The sequence below is a fragment of the Streptomyces sp. NPDC054887 genome (assembly GCF_053610585.1).
Window position 1 is genome coordinate 1 of record NZ_JBSGYQ010000106.1, and the last position, 15,822, is coordinate 15,822.

Annotated in this window: 19 protein-coding genes; 7 read left to right on the forward strand and 12 right to left on the reverse strand. The window is 71.5% G+C overall.

What is annotated here, in order from left to right; translation table 11 throughout:
- The first annotated feature begins 140 nt into the window (after positions 1-140).
- Entirely contained in the window at positions 141-1,832 is a 1,692-nt protein-coding gene (locus tag ACWGH0_RS33245; protein WP_453407999.1) for a threonine/serine ThrE exporter family protein, read from the forward strand.
- 36 nt (positions 1,833-1,868) lie between these two features.
- On the opposite strand, the gene ACWGH0_RS33250 is transcribed toward ACWGH0_RS33245, so the two are convergent.
- The gene (locus tag ACWGH0_RS33250) at positions 1,869-2,564 is read right to left on the reverse strand and encodes a DedA family protein (protein WP_453408000.1); all 696 of its coding nucleotides are present in this window, start codon (positions 2,562-2,564) and stop codon (positions 1,869-1,871) included.
- Positions 2,565-2,712: 148 nt separating this feature from the next.
- Between ACWGH0_RS33250 and ACWGH0_RS33255 the strand changes: the two genes are divergently transcribed.
- Positions 2,713-3,078, forward strand: a complete 366-nt coding sequence (locus ACWGH0_RS33255) for a YbjQ family protein (protein ID WP_138897146.1) — start codon at positions 2,713-2,715, stop codon at positions 3,076-3,078.
- A 90-nt stretch (positions 3,079-3,168) separates the two neighbouring features.
- On the opposite strand, the gene ACWGH0_RS33260 is transcribed toward ACWGH0_RS33255, so the two are convergent.
- Complete coding sequence (locus ACWGH0_RS33260) at positions 3,169-3,927, reverse strand: MerR family transcriptional regulator (protein ID WP_453408001.1); 759 nt, start codon at positions 3,925-3,927, stop codon at positions 3,169-3,171.
- Positions 3,928-4,044: 117 nt separating this feature from the next.
- Between ACWGH0_RS33260 and ACWGH0_RS33265 the strand changes: the two genes are divergently transcribed.
- Positions 4,045-5,463 carry a glutamate decarboxylase gene (locus ACWGH0_RS33265; RefSeq protein WP_453408002.1) on the forward strand — a complete coding sequence of 473 codons (1,419 nt, stop codon included), beginning with the start codon at positions 4,045-4,047 and terminating at the stop codon, positions 5,461-5,463.
- 34 nt (positions 5,464-5,497) lie between these two features.
- On the opposite strand, the gene ACWGH0_RS33270 is transcribed toward ACWGH0_RS33265, so the two are convergent.
- From ACWGH0_RS33270 to ACWGH0_RS33285, 4 genes are all read right to left on the reverse strand, one after another.
- Positions 5,498-6,724 carry a WD40/YVTN/BNR-like repeat-containing protein gene (locus tag ACWGH0_RS33270; protein ID WP_453408003.1) on the reverse strand — a complete coding sequence of 409 codons (1,227 nt, stop codon included), beginning with the start codon at positions 6,722-6,724 and terminating at the stop codon, positions 5,498-5,500.
- Between the two features lie 104 nt (positions 6,725-6,828).
- Positions 6,829-7,377, reverse strand: a complete 549-nt coding sequence (locus ACWGH0_RS33275) for a DinB family protein (RefSeq protein WP_453408004.1) — start codon at positions 7,375-7,377, stop codon at positions 6,829-6,831.
- 120 nt (positions 7,378-7,497) lie between these two features.
- Positions 7,498-8,955 carry an aldehyde dehydrogenase family protein gene (locus ACWGH0_RS33280; protein WP_453408005.1) on the reverse strand — a complete coding sequence of 486 codons (1,458 nt, stop codon included), beginning with the start codon at positions 8,953-8,955 and terminating at the stop codon, positions 7,498-7,500.
- A gap of 63 nt (positions 8,956-9,018) precedes the next feature.
- Complete coding sequence (locus ACWGH0_RS33285; RefSeq protein ID WP_453408006.1) at positions 9,019-9,882, reverse strand: helix-turn-helix domain-containing protein; 864 nt, start codon at positions 9,880-9,882, stop codon at positions 9,019-9,021.
- Between the two features lie 342 nt (positions 9,883-10,224).
- Here ACWGH0_RS33285 and ACWGH0_RS33290 point away from each other — a divergent pair, with 342 nt between their 5' ends.
- Positions 10,225-10,725: an ATP-binding protein gene (locus tag ACWGH0_RS33290; protein WP_453408007.1), complete on the forward strand. Its 501-nt coding sequence runs from the start codon at positions 10,225-10,227 to the stop codon at positions 10,723-10,725.
- 62 nt (positions 10,726-10,787) lie between these two features.
- Here the strand turns inward: ACWGH0_RS33290 and ACWGH0_RS33295 are convergent, their stop codons facing one another.
- From ACWGH0_RS33295 to rpmG, 5 genes are all read right to left on the reverse strand, one after another.
- The gene (locus ACWGH0_RS33295) at positions 10,788-11,030 is read right to left on the reverse strand and encodes a DUF397 domain-containing protein (protein WP_189715548.1); all 243 of its coding nucleotides are present in this window, start codon (positions 11,028-11,030) and stop codon (positions 10,788-10,790) included.
- Between the two features lie 117 nt (positions 11,031-11,147).
- Entirely contained in the window at positions 11,148-11,393 is a 246-nt protein-coding gene (gene rpsR / locus ACWGH0_RS33300) for a 30S ribosomal protein S18 (protein WP_138898867.1), read from the reverse strand.
- Positions 11,393-12,541 (reverse strand): CobW family GTP-binding protein, encoded by a 1,149-nt coding sequence (locus ACWGH0_RS33305; protein ID WP_453408008.1) that lies wholly within the window; start codon positions 12,539-12,541, stop codon positions 11,393-11,395. The genes rpsR and ACWGH0_RS33305 overlap by 1 nt, the downstream gene beginning before the upstream one ends.
- Complete coding sequence (locus ACWGH0_RS33310; RefSeq protein ID WP_453408009.1) at positions 12,541-12,786, reverse strand: type B 50S ribosomal protein L31; 246 nt, start codon at positions 12,784-12,786, stop codon at positions 12,541-12,543. Before ACWGH0_RS33310 ends, ACWGH0_RS33305 begins: the two co-directional genes overlap by 1 nt.
- A gap of 37 nt (positions 12,787-12,823) precedes the next feature.
- On the reverse strand, positions 12,824-12,988 hold the full coding sequence (gene rpmG, locus ACWGH0_RS33315; protein WP_450260721.1) for a 50S ribosomal protein L33: 165 nt from the start codon (positions 12,986-12,988) through the stop codon (positions 12,824-12,826).
- 51 nt (positions 12,989-13,039) lie between these two features.
- Between rpmG and rpmB the strand changes: the two genes are divergently transcribed.
- The 3 genes from rpmB to ACWGH0_RS33330 are packed head-to-tail and all read left to right on the forward strand — an operon-like array spanning position 13,040 to position 14,120.
- Complete coding sequence (gene rpmB / locus ACWGH0_RS33320) at positions 13,040-13,276, forward strand: 50S ribosomal protein L28 (protein WP_453408010.1); 237 nt, start codon at positions 13,040-13,042, stop codon at positions 13,274-13,276.
- On the forward strand, positions 13,276-13,581 hold the full coding sequence (rpsN, locus tag ACWGH0_RS33325) for a 30S ribosomal protein S14 (protein WP_453408011.1): 306 nt from the start codon (positions 13,276-13,278) through the stop codon (positions 13,579-13,581). The genes rpmB and rpsN overlap by 1 nt, the downstream gene beginning before the upstream one ends.
- Positions 13,582-13,619: 38 nt before the next feature.
- A complete protein-coding gene (locus ACWGH0_RS33330; protein WP_453408012.1) occupies positions 13,620-14,120 on the forward strand; it encodes a hypothetical protein in 501 nt (166 codons plus the stop codon).
- Between the two features lie 180 nt (positions 14,121-14,300).
- On the opposite strand, the gene ACWGH0_RS33335 is transcribed toward ACWGH0_RS33330, so the two are convergent.
- Positions 14,301-15,482 (reverse strand): DUF2786 domain-containing protein, encoded by a 1,182-nt coding sequence (locus ACWGH0_RS33335; protein ID WP_453408013.1) that lies wholly within the window; start codon positions 15,480-15,482, stop codon positions 14,301-14,303.
- Positions 15,483-15,822 lie beyond the last annotated feature (340 nt).

The window sequence follows — 15,822 nt, forward strand, 5'->3', positions numbered from 1 at the left end:
GTGCACCCCAATGGGGGTGCACCGCCCGCCGCGTGTTGAGCGACGCACAAGGGGAAGGCGTCCGTCCGCATACTGGGCATGTCTGGCCATGGGTTGGGCATACGACCGTACTGGATCAAGGAATCGAAGCGAGGCAAGTAGTGGCGGAGCCGAAGCGCGGCGGCAGCGGGGCCGACAGTGAGGGCCCCGAGGACCGCAAGCCGCAGTCGGACGAGGCGCGCAGCGCCTTCACTCCGCCGGCCGGGGTGGAGCAGCCGGAACCTCCGGAGGAGGACAGCCCCACCTCGGAGTTCGCCCTCCCGGAAGGGCTGACCACGGGCGAACACCCCGTCCCGCGCGAGGTGTCGGCCTTCGACACCCCGAGCACCTACAGCGCCCGCAACGCGCCGCCCGCCTTCACCCCGGCCCACGGGGTGCCCATGGTCAGGCTGACCAAGGAGGCGCCCTGGCAGGACCGGATGCGCACGCTGCTGCGGATGCCGGTGGGCGACCGGCCGGTGCCGGAGCCGGTGCAGCGGCACGACGACTCCGGGCCCGCCGTGCCGCGCGTGCTGGACCTGACGCTGCGTATCGGCGAGCTGCTGCTCGCGGGCGGCGAGGGGGCCGAGGACGTCGAGGCGGCCATGTTCGGTGTGAGCCGGGCGTACGGCCTCGACCGCTGCGAGCCGAACGTGACGTTCACGCTGCTGTCGATCTCGTACCAGCCCTCGCTGGTCGAGGACCCGGTCACGGCGAGCAGGACCGTGCGCCGCCGGGGCACCGACTACACGCGGCTGGCGGCGGTCTACCACCTGATCGACGACATCACGTCGCCGGACACCGACGTGACGCTGGAGGAGGCGTACCGCACGCTCGCGGAGATACGCCGCAACCGGCACCCGTACCCCGGCTGGGCGCTGACGGCCTCCAGCGGGCTGCTGGCCGGGGCGGCCTCCGTGCTGGTCGGCGGTGGTCCGGTGGTGTTCCTCGCCGCCGCGATCGGAGCGATGCTCGGCGACCGGCTGGCGTGGCTGTGCGCGGGGCGCGGGCTGCCGGAGTTCTACCAGTTCCTGGTGGCGGCGATGCCGCCCGCCGCGATAGGGGTGGCGCTCACCCTGGCCCCCACGACGACGATGTGGGACGTGCGGCCGTCGGCCGTGATCACCGGTGGGCTGTTCGCCCTGCTGCCGGGGCGGGCCCTGGTCGCGGGCGTCCAGGACGGCCTGACCGGCTACTACATCACCGCGTCGGCGCGGCTGCTCGAAGTCATGTACTTCTTCATCGCGATCGTCATCGGCGTGCTGGTGGTGCTCTACCTGGGCGTGCAGCTGGACGCCGAGCTGCACGCGGCCACGGCGCTGGAGACCGTCGAGCGCCCGGTGACGCAGATCCTGGCGTCGATGCTGCTCTGCTTCGCCTTCGCGATCCTGCTCCAGCAGCAGCGCAACACCGTGCTGATGGTGACGCTGAACGGCGGAGTGGCCTGGATCGTGTACGGCGCGATGCACGACGTCGGCGAGATCTCCGCGGTGGCCTCGACGGCCGTCGCGGCCGGCCTCGTGGGCCTCTTCGGGCAGCTGTTCTCGCGCTACCAGTACGCGTCGGCGCTGCCGTACGTCACGGCGGCGATCGGACCGCTGCTGCCGGGTTCCTCGACGTACTTCGGACTGCTCGGCATCGCGCAGAACGACCTGAACCAGGGGCTCGCGTCGCTGTCGACGGCGGCGGCGCTGTCGCTGGCCATCGCCATCGGGGTGAACCTCGGCGGCGAGATCTCCCGGCTCTTCCTGAAGATGCCGGGAGCCGGCCGGGGGGCGAGCCGCCGCGCGGCCAAGCGGACGCGCGGCTTCTAGGGTCTGTCCGGCCCGGCCCCCGCCGGGCCCGCCCCGTCAGCGCTTGGCGTGGCGGCCGCGCGAGGACGGGGGCGTGCCGTCGGGGTGGTCGCCGCCGGCGGCCCGTGCCTTCTTGTTCTTGCCGCGGGCGCGCAGGAACTCGATGACGATCGGGAGGACCGAGATCAGCACGATCAGGATCAGGATCGCCTCGATGTGCTTGTGCACGAACTCGATCTTGCCGAGCGAGGCGCCGAGCAGCGTGACGCCGGCTCCCCACAGCACACCACCGATGATGTTGAACGTGATGAACGAGCGGTAGTTCATCCGGCTCACGCCGGCGATGATCGGCGTGAAGGTGCGGACGATCGGCACGAAGCGGGCCAGCACCAGCGACTTGGGGCCGTACTTCTCGAAGAAGTCGTGGGCCTTCTCGACGTTCTCCTGTTTGAAGAGTCTGGAGTCGGGGCGCTTGAACAGGGCCGGTCCGACCTTGCGGCCGAAGAGGTAGCCGACCTGGTCGCCGAGGATCGCCGCGAGGACGACCAGGGTGCAGACCAGCCACAGCGGGGTGTCCAGCACGCCCGTGGTCACCAGCAGGCCGGTGGTGAACAGCAGCGAGTCGCCCGGCAGGAAGAAGCCGATGAGCAGGCCGGACTCGGCGAAGACGATGACCAGCAGGCCGATCAGGCCGAACTGCTCCAGGAGGTAGTCGGGATCCAGCCAGGAGGGTCCGAGCGCAATCGTATTCACGGGTACCGGGCTCCTGGGTGGGGTCGTCGTCAGCGGGTGTGCTGCCCAAAGCTATCAACGCCACTGGTGTGCTCTCGGTTCCAGTCGGCCCTAGAGGATGCGAAGGGGCCGGACTGCGGCCAAGCTGTCCGGCAGGAGGTGGATGCGGATGGGCATCGAGGATTACGGCGGCGGGCAGGGCACCCAGTCCGATGTGCTGGTGGTGACCACGAACGACGCGCCCGGGTACCGGGTGGAGCGCGTGATCGGTGAGGTCTTCGGCCTGACGGTGCGCTCACGGCACCTGGGGAGCCAGATCGGCGCCGGGCTGAAGTCGATGATCGGCGGCGAGCTCAAGGGGCTCACCAAGACGCTCGTGGAGACCCGCAACCAGGCGATGGAGCGGCTCGTCGAGCAGGCCAGGGCGCGGGGCGCGAACGGCGTGCTGATGATGCGTTTCGACGTGACCGACGCGGCCGACGTGGGCACCGAGGTGTGCGCGTACGGCACGGCGGTCGTCCTCGCCAAGGAGTGACCGGCGGGTCCGGTACGGCTCCGGGGCGCCTTCCGGAGCCGTACCGGACCACTGGGCGTACGGACCGGACGGCCGGCCGCCGCTGCGTGCTTACGCGTGGCGGGCCGCGTTGGCCAGGATCGCCTCGCGCAGGTACGCGGCAAGGCCCGGCTTCGCCGCGTCGATGGACGTGGTGAAGCGCTCGTCGGCGACGTACATCTCGGCCAGGCGCACGTGCATGTCGTAGCCGCAGTCGTAGTGGTTGCGGCTGATCCAGGACCGGTGCTCCTCCGCGAGGTCCATGGCGCGCGCCGAGTCCGGCGCCGCGCCGTCCTCCATGGCGGCGACCAGGCGGGCGGTGTTCCGCTCGCCCTCCGCCTTGACGCGCTGCCAGTCCTCCTTGGTGTACGAGGCGCTCCGGCGCCGGGACTCCTCGTACGCCGCGCTGTCGCCCCAGCGCCGCCCGACCTCCTCGGCGTACTGCTCGGGGTCGTGGTCCCCGAAGACCTCGAACTTCTCCCGCGGGGTGAGATTGATGCCCATCTTCCTTGCCTCCAAGGCGGTTTCGACGGCGGCCGCCATCTCCTGAAGCTTCGCGATCCGGGCGGACAGCAGTCCGTGCCGGCGCCGCAGGTGCTCCCGCGGGTCCGCGTCCGGGTCGTCGAGGAGGGCCGCCACCTCGTCGAGCGGAAAGCCGAGCTCCCGGTAGAACAGGATCTGCTGCAACCGGTCGAGGTCGGCGTCGTCATAGCGCCGGTGACCCGCACGGCTGCGGCCGCCCGGGGAGAGCAGCCCGATCTCGTCGTAGTGGTGCAGGGTGCGCACCGTCACTCCGGCGAATCCGGCGACCTGTCCCACGGAGTAGCTCATCGCCTTCCGCTCCTTCCTTTGTCGGTACACGTCGCAGCCTGACGCCTCACGCCACGTGAGGTGCAAGCCGCCGCCACTGGAGTGCTATGCCCCGTTATGCACCCTTATGGTGAGCGCATGGCACTTCACCGAGGCGGTACGGGCCGGGACAGCGAGCGCCACCGCGAGCTCGCCCTCAACCCCTTCTACGGCGCCGCCGACCCGGTCGGCGGCATGGAGGCCGCTCCGCCCCGGCACCGGCTGCCGGACGGGCCCATGGCGCCCACGACGGCGTACCAGCTCGTGCACGACGAGCTGATGCTCGACGGCAACTCCCGGCTCAACCTGGCCACCTTCGTCACCACCTGGATGGAACCGCAGGCGGGTGTGCTGATGAGCGAGTGCCGGGACAAGAACATGATCGACAAGGACGAGTACCCGCGCACCGCCGAGCTGGAGCGCCGCTGCGTGACCATGCTGGCCGATCTGTGGCACGCACCGGACCCCTCGGCGGCCGTGGGGTGCTCGACCACCGGCTCCAGCGAGGCGTGCATGCTCGCCGGGATGGCGCTCAAGCGCCGCTGGGCGCGCAGGAACGCCGACCGGTACCCGGGTGCGGCCCGGCCCAACCTCGTGATGGGCGTGAACGTCCAGGTGTGCTGGGACAAGTTCTGCAACTTCTGGGAGGTCGAGGCGCGCCAGGTCCCCATGGAGGGCGACCGTTTCCACCTCGACCCGCAGGCCGCCGCGGCCCTCTGCGACGAGAACACCATCGGCGTGGTCGCCGTCCTCGGTTCCACCTTCGACGGCTCGTACGAACCGGTCGCCGACATCTGCGCGGCCCTGGACGGCCTCCAGGAGCGCACGGGCCTCGACGTGCCCGTGCACGTGGACGGGGCGTCCGGCGCGATGATCGCCCCCTTCCTCGACGAGGACCTCGTGTGGGACTTCCGGCTGCCGAGGGTCTCCTCCGTCAACACCTCCGGGCACAAGTACGGACTGGTCTATCCGGGGGTGGGCTGGGCGCTGTGGCGCTCCCCCGCCGAACTCCCCGAGGAACTGGTCTTCCGGGTCAACTACCTGGGCGGCGACATGCCGACCTTCGCCCTCAACTTCTCCCGCCCCGGGGCCCAGGTGGTCGCGCAGTACTACACGTTCCTGCGGCTCGGCCGGGACGGGTACCGGGCCGTGCAGCAGGCGTCGAGGGACGTGGCCCGGGGGCTCGCCGGGCGCATCGGGGGGATGGACGACTTCCGACTCCTCTCCGCGGGAGACGAGTTGCCGGTGTTCGCCTTCACCACCGCGCCCGGCGTACGGAACTTCGACGTCTTCGACGTGTCGCGGCGGCTGCGGGAGCGGGGGTGGCTGGTGCCGGCGTACACCTTCCCCGAGAACCGGGAGGACCTCGCCGTGCTGCGGGTCGTGTGCCGCAACGGTTTCTCGGCGGATCTGGCAGATCTGCTGGTGGAGAGCTTCGAGCAGGTGCTGCCGGAGCTGCGCGCGCAGTCCGGCCCGGCGACCCGCGACGCGTCCGCCGCGACCTCCTTCCACCACTGAGGGGGAGCCCTCACAGCCCGGGCCCCGCACCGGTTCAGTCCTCGCAGGTGCTCAGGGTGAACGCGTCCCACCGCACTCCATCGGCGGACAGCCGGTAGTCGCAGCCGCCCCCGCTCACCAGACGGCCCGCGCCCACCGTCGAGACGTGGCCGGAAACCGGTCCGCCGGGCGTCCGGCCGAAGGTACGGCCGCCGTCCCGGCTGGTGTACTGGCCGCTCTCGGCGGACAGGCGCAGATCGTCGCCGGCGCCCGGGACCAGTACGCCCAGCAGCGTGCGCGGCTCCCGCCGGGCGCCCGTCGTCCAGGTCCGCTCCCAGGTGCGGCCGCCGTCCCGGCTGCGGTGGACGGCCCGTACGGGGTTGAGGACCGGCTCGCCGGCCGGCAACTCCCCCGTCTCGGCCGCGTAGACGACGCCGTCGCCCACCGAGACCCGTACGTCCCGGCCCGGCGTGCGCGCCGGGCTGTCGAGCACGCCCGCCGTCCACGTGCGGCCCGCGTCGCGGGACACGGCCACCGCAGGGGCGCCGCTGCCGGGGTCGCGGCCGGAGACCCACCACGAGCCGTCGGGCTCGGCGTACGTCGCGGGACCCAGGCGCCCGGCGAGCGGCGGGCGGGACGTCAGCTCATGGAGTCTGCCGTCGGCCGGGGACAGCACCATCAGCCGGTCCCGGGCGCACGCCGAGCCGTCGGGGGCGGACGGGTAGCCGCAGTACGCCGAGAGCGCGGCGCCCACCGGGATCGACGCCACCGTCCCCGCGCGCCGCACGTCACGGGCCTGCCAGGACCGGCCGCCGTCCGACGTGAACCAGCTGCGGTGCCGGTCCTCCGCCAGGCCCGCGTGCACCCATGCGCGGCCCGGGCCCAGGACCCTCAGGTCCGCCGACACGCCGTCCGTTCCGCGCCGCTCGCCCAGCGGCGAGTCGCGCAGCCGCCACTGGGGCGCGCCCCGGTCCCGCACCGCCACGTACTGACGGCAGAACCCGTTCTCGGGCCGTTCCGCGTCCCCCACGCACTTCGCGAGCAGCACGAAGCCGCTGCCGTCCGCCGCGAACCCCGCCATGTGCGCCGAGCCGGGCAGTTCGCGGCCCGACGGCACGGCAGGCGCGGGCGGGAGCGTGCGCGGCTGCGGCGCCGCCCCGCGGTCCCGGGCGCGCTCCTCGGTGTCGCACGCCGCCAGCAGCGCGCCCAGCGTCGTCAGCACCGAGAGCGCGGCGAGCACCGCGCTCGTCCGCACCCCGCCCCGTGCGCTCCGCTTCCGCATCGAACCCCCCGGTCTCGCGGGCCGCGCGGTCCACGGGCGGGACCGCCTCACCCTCTGATACACCGGGGACCGCGGCGGGGTTCCCCCCGGAGCCGGCCAATTTCTCAGCCCGCCGGTACGCCGCGCTCCAGGGCCACCAGCTCGAACGCCGTCCTGCCGTCCAGACTCTCGCGGATGATGTCGGCGTGACCGGAGTGGCGGGACATCTCCGTGATCAGCCGCAGCAGCAGCCAGCGCATCGACACCCGCTCACTGTCCGGAAACCACGGCTCGTCCGGCAGCGGGAAGGTCTCGTCGAGGCTGGGCAGCGACCGGACGAACTCCTCGGTCCTCCGCGCGACCCGTGCCCAGTACGCCAGCCGGCTCTCCACCGTCTCGTCGCCGGTCAGCCGGAAGCTGTCGCCCCAGTCCGCCTCGGTCCGCCGCACCTCCGGCGCCACCTGGCGTGCTCGCGCCAGCCAGCCCTCCTCGACCTCGGAGACGTGCTTGAGGAGCCCGGACAGGGAGAGGTCGCTCGCGCTGGGCGTGGTGGCGGCCTGCTCGTCGGTCAGGCCGATCAGCGCCCTGCGGACCCCGCCGCGCTCCGCGTCGAGGAAGGCCAGCAGCGCACCGCGCTCGTCGCCCGGGGTCTCCGCGTTCACGTGTACGACCATGACGTCCGCCTCTCGTGGTCCTGCCCTCGTCGAACTGACAGAACACACGCTACGAACCCTTGCGGACAGCTTCCGTCCTCAAGTGGCGGAGAGGGGCGGAGAGGGGCGGAGAGGGGCGGATCAGAACGGGAAGTCGGTACGCCCGTGCTGCACGGAGATCCACTTCTGCGTGGTGAACGCCTCCACCGCCGAGTCGCCGTTGAGCCGCCCGATGCCCGACAGCTTCTCGCCGCCGAAGGCCACCTGCGGCTCGTCCTGGACGGTCGAGTCGTTGACGTGGATCATGCCGGTCTCGACCCGCTTGGCGAACCGGACGCCGCGCTCCAGGTTCCCCGTGTGGACCGCCCCGCTCAGCCCGTACTGGCTGTCGTTGGCCATCCGTACGGCCTCTTCCTCGCCGTCGAAGGGGATCAGCAGCACCACGGGGCCGAAGATCTCCTGCGTGAGGACAGCGGAGTCGGCGGGCAGCCCGCTCAGTACGGTCGGCTCCACGAGGTTGCCGCGCACAGCGCCCTGCACGAGGGCCGTCGCGCCCTCCGCGAGCGCCTGGTCGACGAGCGCCGTCAGGGATTCCGCCTGGAACGTGTTGATGACCGGGCCGATGTGGGTCCCGGGGTCGGCCGGGTCGCCGGTGACCAAGGAGCGCACCTTCGCGACGAACTTCTCCGTGAACTCCGCCTCGACGGACCGGTCGACCAGGATGCGGTTGGCGGCCATGCAGACCTGCCCCTGGTACACGAAGCGGCTGAAGACCGCGGCGTCCACGGCGTAGTCGACGTCCGCGTCGTCGAGCACGACGAGCGCGCTGTTGCCGCTCAGCTCCAGCACCGCGCGCTTGAAGTGGCTCGCGGCGACGGCGGCGACGTGCCGGCCCACCTTGTCGGAGCCGGCGAAGGAGATCACCTTCGGCACCCGGTGCTCTATCAGCGCGTCACCGATCTCGGCGATGTCGGTGACCAGCACGTTCAGCAGTCCGGCGGGCAGCCCGGCGTCCTCGAAGATCTTGGCTATGAGCCCGCCGCCGACGACGGGGGTGTTCTGGTTCGGCTTGATGACGACGGCGTTGCCCAGCGCGAGGGCGGGGGCGACGGACTTGATCGTCACGAGGAACGGGAAGTTGAAGGGGCTGATGACGCCGACGACGCCGACCGGCAGCCGGTAGACGCGGTTCTCCTTGCCCTCCACCGGCGAGGGCAGGATGCGCCCCTCGGGCCGCACGGCGGTCTGCATCGCCTCGCGCAGGAACTCCTTGGCCAGGTGGACCTCGTACGCCGCCTTCAGCCGCGTGCCGCCGAGCTCGTCGATGATCGCCTCGACGATCTCGTCCTCGCGGTCCTGCGTGATCCGCAGGGCCCGTTCGAGGACGTCCCTCCTGCGGTACGCGCTCGCCCCGGCCCAGGCCGGCTGCGCGCGCTCCGCCGCGAGATACGCCTGGTCGACCTCGTCCACCGAGGCGACGGTGATCGCCGCGAGCTTCTCCCCGTTGTACGGGTTGAAGTCGATGATGTCCCACGAGCCGCTGCCGGTCCGCCACTCGCCGTCGATGTACTGGTGGGCCAGGTCGGTGAAGAAGGACATGCGATCCCTTACTGCAAGGTGTGCAGGTGCGGACTCCTGATAAAACGTCATCCTACTGGCCGGTTATGTGAGTTGGAGTAGACCGCGGAGCACATCCCGGGTCTCGGCCGCACTCGGGCTGTCCTTCTGGAGCCGCTCCATCACCCTCTGGTACTGGGCGACCTCCTCGCGCTTGTCCAGATAGAGCGCGCTCGTCAGCTGCTCCAGGTAGACCAGGTCCGAGAGGTCCGACTCCGGGAACTGGAGCATCGTGAAGGCGCCGCTCTCGCCGGCGTGCCCGCCGAAGCTGAAGGGCATCACCTGGAGCGTGATGTTCGGCTGCTCGGACACCTCGATGAGGTGCTGGAGCTGCCCGCGCATCACGGCCCGGTCGCCGTACGGGCGGCGCAGCGCCGCCTCGTCCAGGACGGCGTGGAAGTGCGGCGCGCGCTCGGAGACGAGGACCTTCTGGCGTTCCAGGCGCAGGGCCACCCGGCGGTCGATCTCGGCCGCGCTCGCGTGCGGCATGCCGCGGGAGACGACGGCGTGTGCGTAGCTCTCCGTCTGCAACAGCCCGTGCACGAACTGGACTTCGTAGATCCGGATGAGGGAGGCGGCGCCTTCGAGTCCGATGTACGTCTGGAACCAGCCGGGCAGCACATCGCCGTAACTGTGCCACCAGCCCGCCACGTTGGCCTCCCGGGCCAGGCTCAGCAGCGACTCGCGCTCGGCCTGGTCCGTGACGCCGTAGAGCGTGAGCAGGTCCTCGACGTCCCTGGCCTTGAAGCTCACCCGTCCCAACTCCATGCGGCTGATCTTCGATTCGGATGCGCGGATCGAGTAGCCGGCCGCTTCCCGGGTGACCCCGCGCGATTCGCGCAGCCGCCTGAGCTGCGACCCCAGCAGGATGCGCCGCACCACGGAGCCGCTCGACTCGCCTGCGGTCACTTCTCCAGCCCTCCCCAGTCCGACAGTTCACTCGCGGAGCGACCTCCCCCAGGTGCCCGAGAGCCGCAGTCTGCCACTAAAACGCTTCAGCCCGTACTCATCCGATTACGGAAATGGCAAGAGCTGTACAAGTCACCGAAAGATACCCAGGGAAGAAATGAGCAAGAAACGCCATGGGTCCGGACACGTCCGGCGCGTGCACGTGCATCTGCCCTTGCATCTGCCGTACGCATTCGGAACCATGGTCCGCGCGCACCTGCATGCTTTTTCGTGCTGTCGCCGTACTACCGCCGCATCGCTACCGCTGTATCGCAACGACCGCGAATCCCGGGAGTGCCTCGCATGGGGACGAATGGATCGACCATGCTCGAGCCGTTAAGGCAGGGCCTTCCACCCATCGACCCCGCAGCGGTCTCCACCTCGGCCTCCTGCGCGCTCCCGCCCCGGTACGACGCGGTGCGCGGCGCCCGCCAGTTCACCAAGTCGACGCTGGCCCGGTGGGAGCTCGGCGAGTGTTTCGACGACGTGGCACTGGTCGTCTCCGAGCTCGTCACCAACGCGCTGCGGCACGCGCTGCCGGCCGACACCCCGCGCGCGGGCGACCAGGACCCTCCCGTACGACTGCATCTGATGCACTGGACCTCGCGCCTGGTGTGCGCCGTGCGCGATCCCAGTCACGAGAGCCCGGAGGCGCGGGAGACGGACGACTTCTCCGCCGAGTCGGGGCGGGGTCTGTTCCTGGTGGACTCGTTCAGCGACAGCTGGGGGTGGCACCCCTTGGCCGGGACGCTCAAGGGCAAGGTCGTGTGGGCGCTGTTCCGGCTCGGGAGCGAGCAGCGGTAGACCGGCGGGGACGGACCGGCGAAGTGGCGTACGGAGCGGGGCGGCGGACCGGGGGGAGCCGGTCAGCCGCCGGCCGTCAGGTGGTCGAACTCGCCGTCCTTGATGCCGAGCAGCATCGCCTCGATCTCGGCCGGCGTGTAGACCAGGGCGGGTCCGTCCGGGTGCCGCGAATTGCGGACTGCCACATTCCCACCCGGCAATTTCGCGAACTCCACACAGGAGCCCTGCGAGTTGCTGTGCCTGCTCTTCTGCCAGACCACCCCGTGGAGCTCTGTGGCGGCCATGCCGTTGTACGCGTGGTGCACAGATCGCTCCCGGAAAGTGCAGATGTCAACTGCCCCGGATCATAGCTTTGTTCACTTGCTGATGCATGGGCAGATGCACGTGCACGCGGGGTGCTCCCTCGGTTACAGATCTCCGGATCAGCGCGAGGAGTACGGCAGCAGGGCCATCTCCCTGGCGTTCTTCACGGCCCGGGTCAGCTGCCGCTGCTGCTGGGCCGAGACCCTTGTCACACGACGGCTGCGGATCTTCCCGCGGTCCGAAATGAATTTCCGCAGGAGATCGGTGTCCTTGTAGTCAATGTACGTAATCCCCGCCTCGTCCAGCGGATTGGGGCGGGACTTGAGGGGCTTACGAGGGTCTTTACCTCGGGACGGTCGGGACATCAGGCCTCCAGAAGGGAATCGAAAGCGGACGGCAGGCGCTTCCACGCATCGCGCCCCGCCGCGTATTCGGCGTCGGTCAGCAAGCAGGACTCCAGGAGCTCTTCGAGCCCGCCCCGGTCGAGACCGGGCGAGGTGAAGACCAGGTGCTGACAGCAGTCGCCGTGCTCGGGGTGCCAGTCGAGCGCGGCCGCCGCCCGGCGCACCGCCGGCACCATCTCCCACGCGGCGTCCGGCAGCGACGCCAGCCACGGCCCGGCGCTCTCCACGCACAGCGCGCCCCCCGCCGCGTCCCACGCCATCAGCGTGTCCGGGCGGTCCGCGAGCCAGAAGCGGCCGCGGCTGCGGGCGGCGGCGCAGGTGAGGTCCTCCAGCGCCTCGTACAGACGCCCCGGGTGGAAGGGGCGGTCGCGGTGCCACACCAGCGTGCCGACCCCCCGGTCGTCGGCGTCCTGCGGCAGCAGCGCGCAGGCGGGATGCTGGCGGGTCGCCGCCGCCTCGACGTCGAAGCCGGCGAAGGCCGCCTCGGCCAGTTCGCCGGAGGCCGCGCGCACCCGGCGGGCCGTCGGGTGGAGCTGCGCGAGCAGCGCCTCGTCCTGCTCGTCCGCCTCTTCGCTGTCCACCACGGCGAGGACCGGGGCGTACTCCAACTGGCGCGCCCAGGTGTCCGCGACCGTCCGCCGGTCGCTCGCCGCCGCGGCCAGTCCGGCCTCCGACAGGTCGTCGCCGCAGCCGAGGTACGGCAGGAGCAGGGCGGGGTCGACCGCCGTCATGACGGCGGTCAGGTCGAGGACGCCGCCGCCGTGCGCGACGACGACCTCGGCCATCGCCCGGGGTTCGACGGAGTCCCACAGCTCGACGACCGCGAGGCGGGTGAGCCCGCTGCCGGCCAGCCGCTCCAGTTCGGGCACGAGATCGTCGCGCAGCGCGCAGCACGCGCAGTCGTTGACCAGCGGCGCCTCGCCCGACGCGCTCTCGCCCAGGGCGTCGCGGACCGTGCGGCGTACCGTCCCCTCGGCCGCGGTCGAGAGGTCGTGGTGCAGCGCGACGCTGCCGGGGACCTGGCGCAGGAGCTGCTCCACGACCTCTTTGCGGGCGTCCGAGTGCAGCCCTCCGACGATGGCGACGGGCAGCCTCTCCTTCTCGCTCACTACTTCGCTCCGTAGCGACGCTCGAAGCGCTCCACACGGCCCGCCGTGTCCAGCACACGCGCCGTGCCCGTGTAGAAGGGGTGGCTCCGCGAGGAGATCTCGACGTCGACGACGGGGTACGTACGGCCGTCCTCCCACTCCACCGTCCTGTCGCTGGACATGGTGGAGCGGGTGAGGAAGGCGAAGCCGCCGGCCTTGTCGCGGAAGACGACGGGGCCGTACGACGGGTGGATTCCGGGCTTCATCTACTGATGCCCCCTTCTGGTCTGGCTGCTGGTCCGGTCAGCGCTCTTCGCGGAAGTCGACGTGCCGGCGCACGACCGGGTCGAACTTGCGGAGCGTCATGCGGTCGGGGTCGTTGCGGCGGTTCTTGCGGGTCACGTACGTGTAGCCGGTCCCCGCCGTGGACCTGAGCTTGATGATCGGGCGGATTTCGTTGCGTGCCATGTGGTTAGTATATGGAAATGGTTCCCATTTTTAAAGAGGAGTGATCGCACCTTGTCCGCCCACTGCCAGCTGACCGGCGCCCAGCCGGGATTCGGCAACAACATCTCCCACTCGCACCGGCGCACCTCCCGCCGCTTCGACCCGAACATCCAGCGCAAGCGCTACTGGCTGGCGAGCGAGGGCCGCCACGTGCGCCTCACGCTCAGCGCCCGGGCCGTCAAGACCATCGACACGATCGGCATCGAGGCGGCCGTGGCCCGCATCCGCGCGCGAGGGGTGAAGGTCTGATGGCGAAGAAGAGCAAGATCGCGCGCAACGAGCGGCGCAAGGCCGTCGTGGAGCGGTACGCCGAGCGGCGGGCCGAGCTGAAGGACATCCTCCGCAAGCCCGGGACGGGCGCGACCGAACGCGCCGCCGCCCTGGAGGAACTGCGCCGCCAGCCGCGCGACGCGAGCGCCACCCGGGTGCGCAACCGCGACAGCGTGGACGGCCGGCCCCGGGGCCACCTACGGAAGTTCGGGCTCTCCCGGGTGCGGATGCGGGAGCAGGCACATGCCGGTTTCCTCCCCGGAGTGCGCAAGTCCTCCTGGTAGCTTGGCGCGTTCTGACCTACCGAATCTGGGAGTCCGGAGTGCGTGAGTACGTACGTACCACCGTCGCGGCGGCCATTGTCGCCGCCGCGCTCGCCTTGACCGGTTGCAGCGGCGACAGCGGCGGCGGCGCCGACGGCGACAAGGGCAGGGACAAGGGCACGAGCACCGGCGGTGACGCCGGTCAGGGCGGTACGCCGCCCGGCGGGGGCCGGGGGGCGTCGGCGGACGTCGCCGGGTCCTGGCTCGCGACGACCGACGGGAAGATCATCGCGCTGATCATCCAGGGGTCCGACGCGGCGGTGGCCGGTGAGCACGTCTGCACCGGGACGGTCGCCAGGGCCGCCGAGGTGACGCTCAAGCTCAAGTGCGCGGACGGCGACGCGGACCGTACGACCGGCGTGGCGGTCCCGGGCGCCGGCGGCGACTCGCTCACCGTGAAGTGGGACAGCGGGATCAAGGACGCGTTCCGCAAGTCCGCGCCCGGCGACAAGCTGCCGGACGGCATCCCCTCGGACATGCCGAAGCTGCCGGGTTCCTGACGGCGGGTGGGCGAACGGGCCGCGGCTCCCTCGGGGGCCGCGGCCCTTCGTCGTGCGGGGGACCCACCGGGTGGCCGTCACGGGCAGATCAGCGGGCCATCGGCAAGCGGGCGGGGCGCAGCGAGTCACCGGCCGGGCGGGCGACGGGTCAGCGGGTCAGCGGGTCAGCGGGTCAGCGGGTCAGCGGGGGATGGTGGGGCGGGGGCCCATGCTCGCGCGGTCGGCGGCCGCTGTGCCGTGCTCCCAGCCCGCGTGGTCGCTGACACCGCGTACCCGCGTGGACGTCGTCGCGGGGAACATCCGCTCCGCCCGGTCCTCCACCGCCACGTCCCGCGCCGCAAGCACCGGCAGCAGCGAGCCGCCGGCCTCCTCGGTCACGTGGCCCGTCGCCTCCGACAGGCGCTGGCCGAGCCGGCTCGCGTACGCCGTCAGGAACGCCTGGCGGAACGTCTTCGTGCGCTTGCGGCCGGCCGACCGCTGCGCCGCCTCGGCGCGGGTCATCGCCGCCGTGCCCTGGACGAGGAGGGAGGTGTAGAGCAGCTCGACGGACTCCAGGTCGGGTTCGAAGCCGACGACCGTGGAGAAGTTCAGGTCGCTGTTCCACACCGCGCGGCAGCGGTTCGCGGAGGCGGCGGCGTCGAGGAGGATCGCCTTGGCCGTCTCGTACGGGGCGTCCACCCCGATCCGGCAGGCCGTCGGGGTGTCACCGGTGTGCCCCTGCGCGGCCAGCAGCGCGGCGTCGATGCTGTGGCGTGCCATCAGCTCCTGCGCCTTGGCGGTGAGCGCCTCGGCCTCGTCGGGGAAGTCCGTTCCCTCGGCCTTGGCCAGCAGCGCGCGGATGCGGCCGAGCATGCGCGGCTCGTCGGGGGTTGCCGCGTGCGGGCGGGCGTGCACGGGCTCGCCGGGGGGCGGACCGACCGGCTCGATCGCGGGAAGGCGGACGAGGAGGCGGAACAGTTCGAGGAACGCCGTGGCGAGTGAGAAGCGGTCCGTCCGCTCCCGCGCGGCGAGTTCGTCGGCGTACCGGTCGTCACCCTTCCACCAGGGCCGTACGGCTTCGAGTTCGCGCAGCTGCGCCTCCCAGCGGGGGGCTGTCCGGGCGTACCGGCGGTTCTCGGCGGCGATCAGGTCGGTGGTCAGCCGCACATGGCGTTCGTCGAGGTCGCGGCGCACGATCCGCACCACGTCGGCGGGCTGCCAGCCGCGCTCCCAGGCCCGGCGTACGAACTCCTCGCCGCGCCGCAGGATGTCGCGGCCCGCGTCGCGCCAGGGAGCGGCGGCGATCAGTGAGGCGCCGAGGTCGAGTCCCGCGTCGCCTTCGGCGTACACCGCACCGGACATCGCCTTCTCCACCTGCTCCATGCCCTCGATGGTGTCACGAGCCGGTACGGGGGCGGGGTGGGCATACCCGACGTCGGCTCAGCGGGCGTGCCCGGCGGGCGTCACGGCCGCGAGCACCCAGGCCGTACGGCCTGACGGCCCCCCACAGGACATAGGGCAAGGCCGAAGCAGGCTGCCTCGCCCCGCCCGCACGAGAACGGTGGTTTCGCAGGGAGGCTCCCCGCAGCCCGCCCGGACGGCCCGGAGTGCCCGAGGGGACGTGCCGGGGCGCTCCCCGCAGGGTGTCGAACGCAACCACCCCCCAGAAACCGCAGCACTGCCCGAACGTTCGACACCCGAGGAGACGCCCCGCCACGGCACC

Coding starts and splice junctions, on each gene's coding strand:
- ACWGH0_RS33255 (WP_138897146.1), top strand. CDS start 2,713: ATGGGCATCGAGGATTACGGCGGCGGGCAGGGCACCCAGTCCGATGTG.
- ACWGH0_RS33260 (WP_453408001.1), bottom strand. CDS start 3,927: ATGAGCTACTCCGTGGGACAGGTCGCCGGATTCGCCGGAGTGACGGTG.
- ACWGH0_RS33265 (WP_453408002.1), top strand. CDS start 4,045: ATGGCACTTCACCGAGGCGGTACGGGCCGGGACAGCGAGCGCCACCGC.
- ACWGH0_RS33270 (WP_453408003.1), bottom strand. CDS start 6,724: ATGCGGAAGCGGAGCGCACGGGGCGGGGTGCGGACGAGCGCGGTGCTC.
- ACWGH0_RS33275 (WP_453408004.1), bottom strand. CDS start 7,377: ATGGTCGTACACGTGAACGCGGAGACCCCGGGCGACGAGCGCGGTGCG.
- ACWGH0_RS33280 (WP_453408005.1), bottom strand. CDS start 8,955: ATGTCCTTCTTCACCGACCTGGCCCACCAGTACATCGACGGCGAGTGG.
- ACWGH0_RS33290 (WP_453408007.1), top strand. CDS start 10,225: ATGGGGACGAATGGATCGACCATGCTCGAGCCGTTAAGGCAGGGCCTT.
- rpsR (WP_138898867.1), bottom strand. CDS start 11,393: ATGTCCCGACCGTCCCGAGGTAAAGACCCTCGTAAGCCCCTCAAGTCC.
- ACWGH0_RS33310 (WP_453408009.1), bottom strand. CDS start 12,786: ATGAAGCCCGGAATCCACCCGTCGTACGGCCCCGTCGTCTTCCGCGAC.
- rpmG (WP_450260721.1), bottom strand. CDS start 12,988: ATGGCACGCAACGAAATCCGCCCGATCATCAAGCTCAGGTCCACGGCG.
- rpsN (WP_453408011.1), top strand. CDS start 13,276: ATGGCGAAGAAGAGCAAGATCGCGCGCAACGAGCGGCGCAAGGCCGTC.
- ACWGH0_RS33335 (WP_453408013.1), bottom strand. CDS start 15,482: ATGGAGCAGGTGGAGAAGGCGATGTCCGGTGCGGTGTACGCCGAAGGC.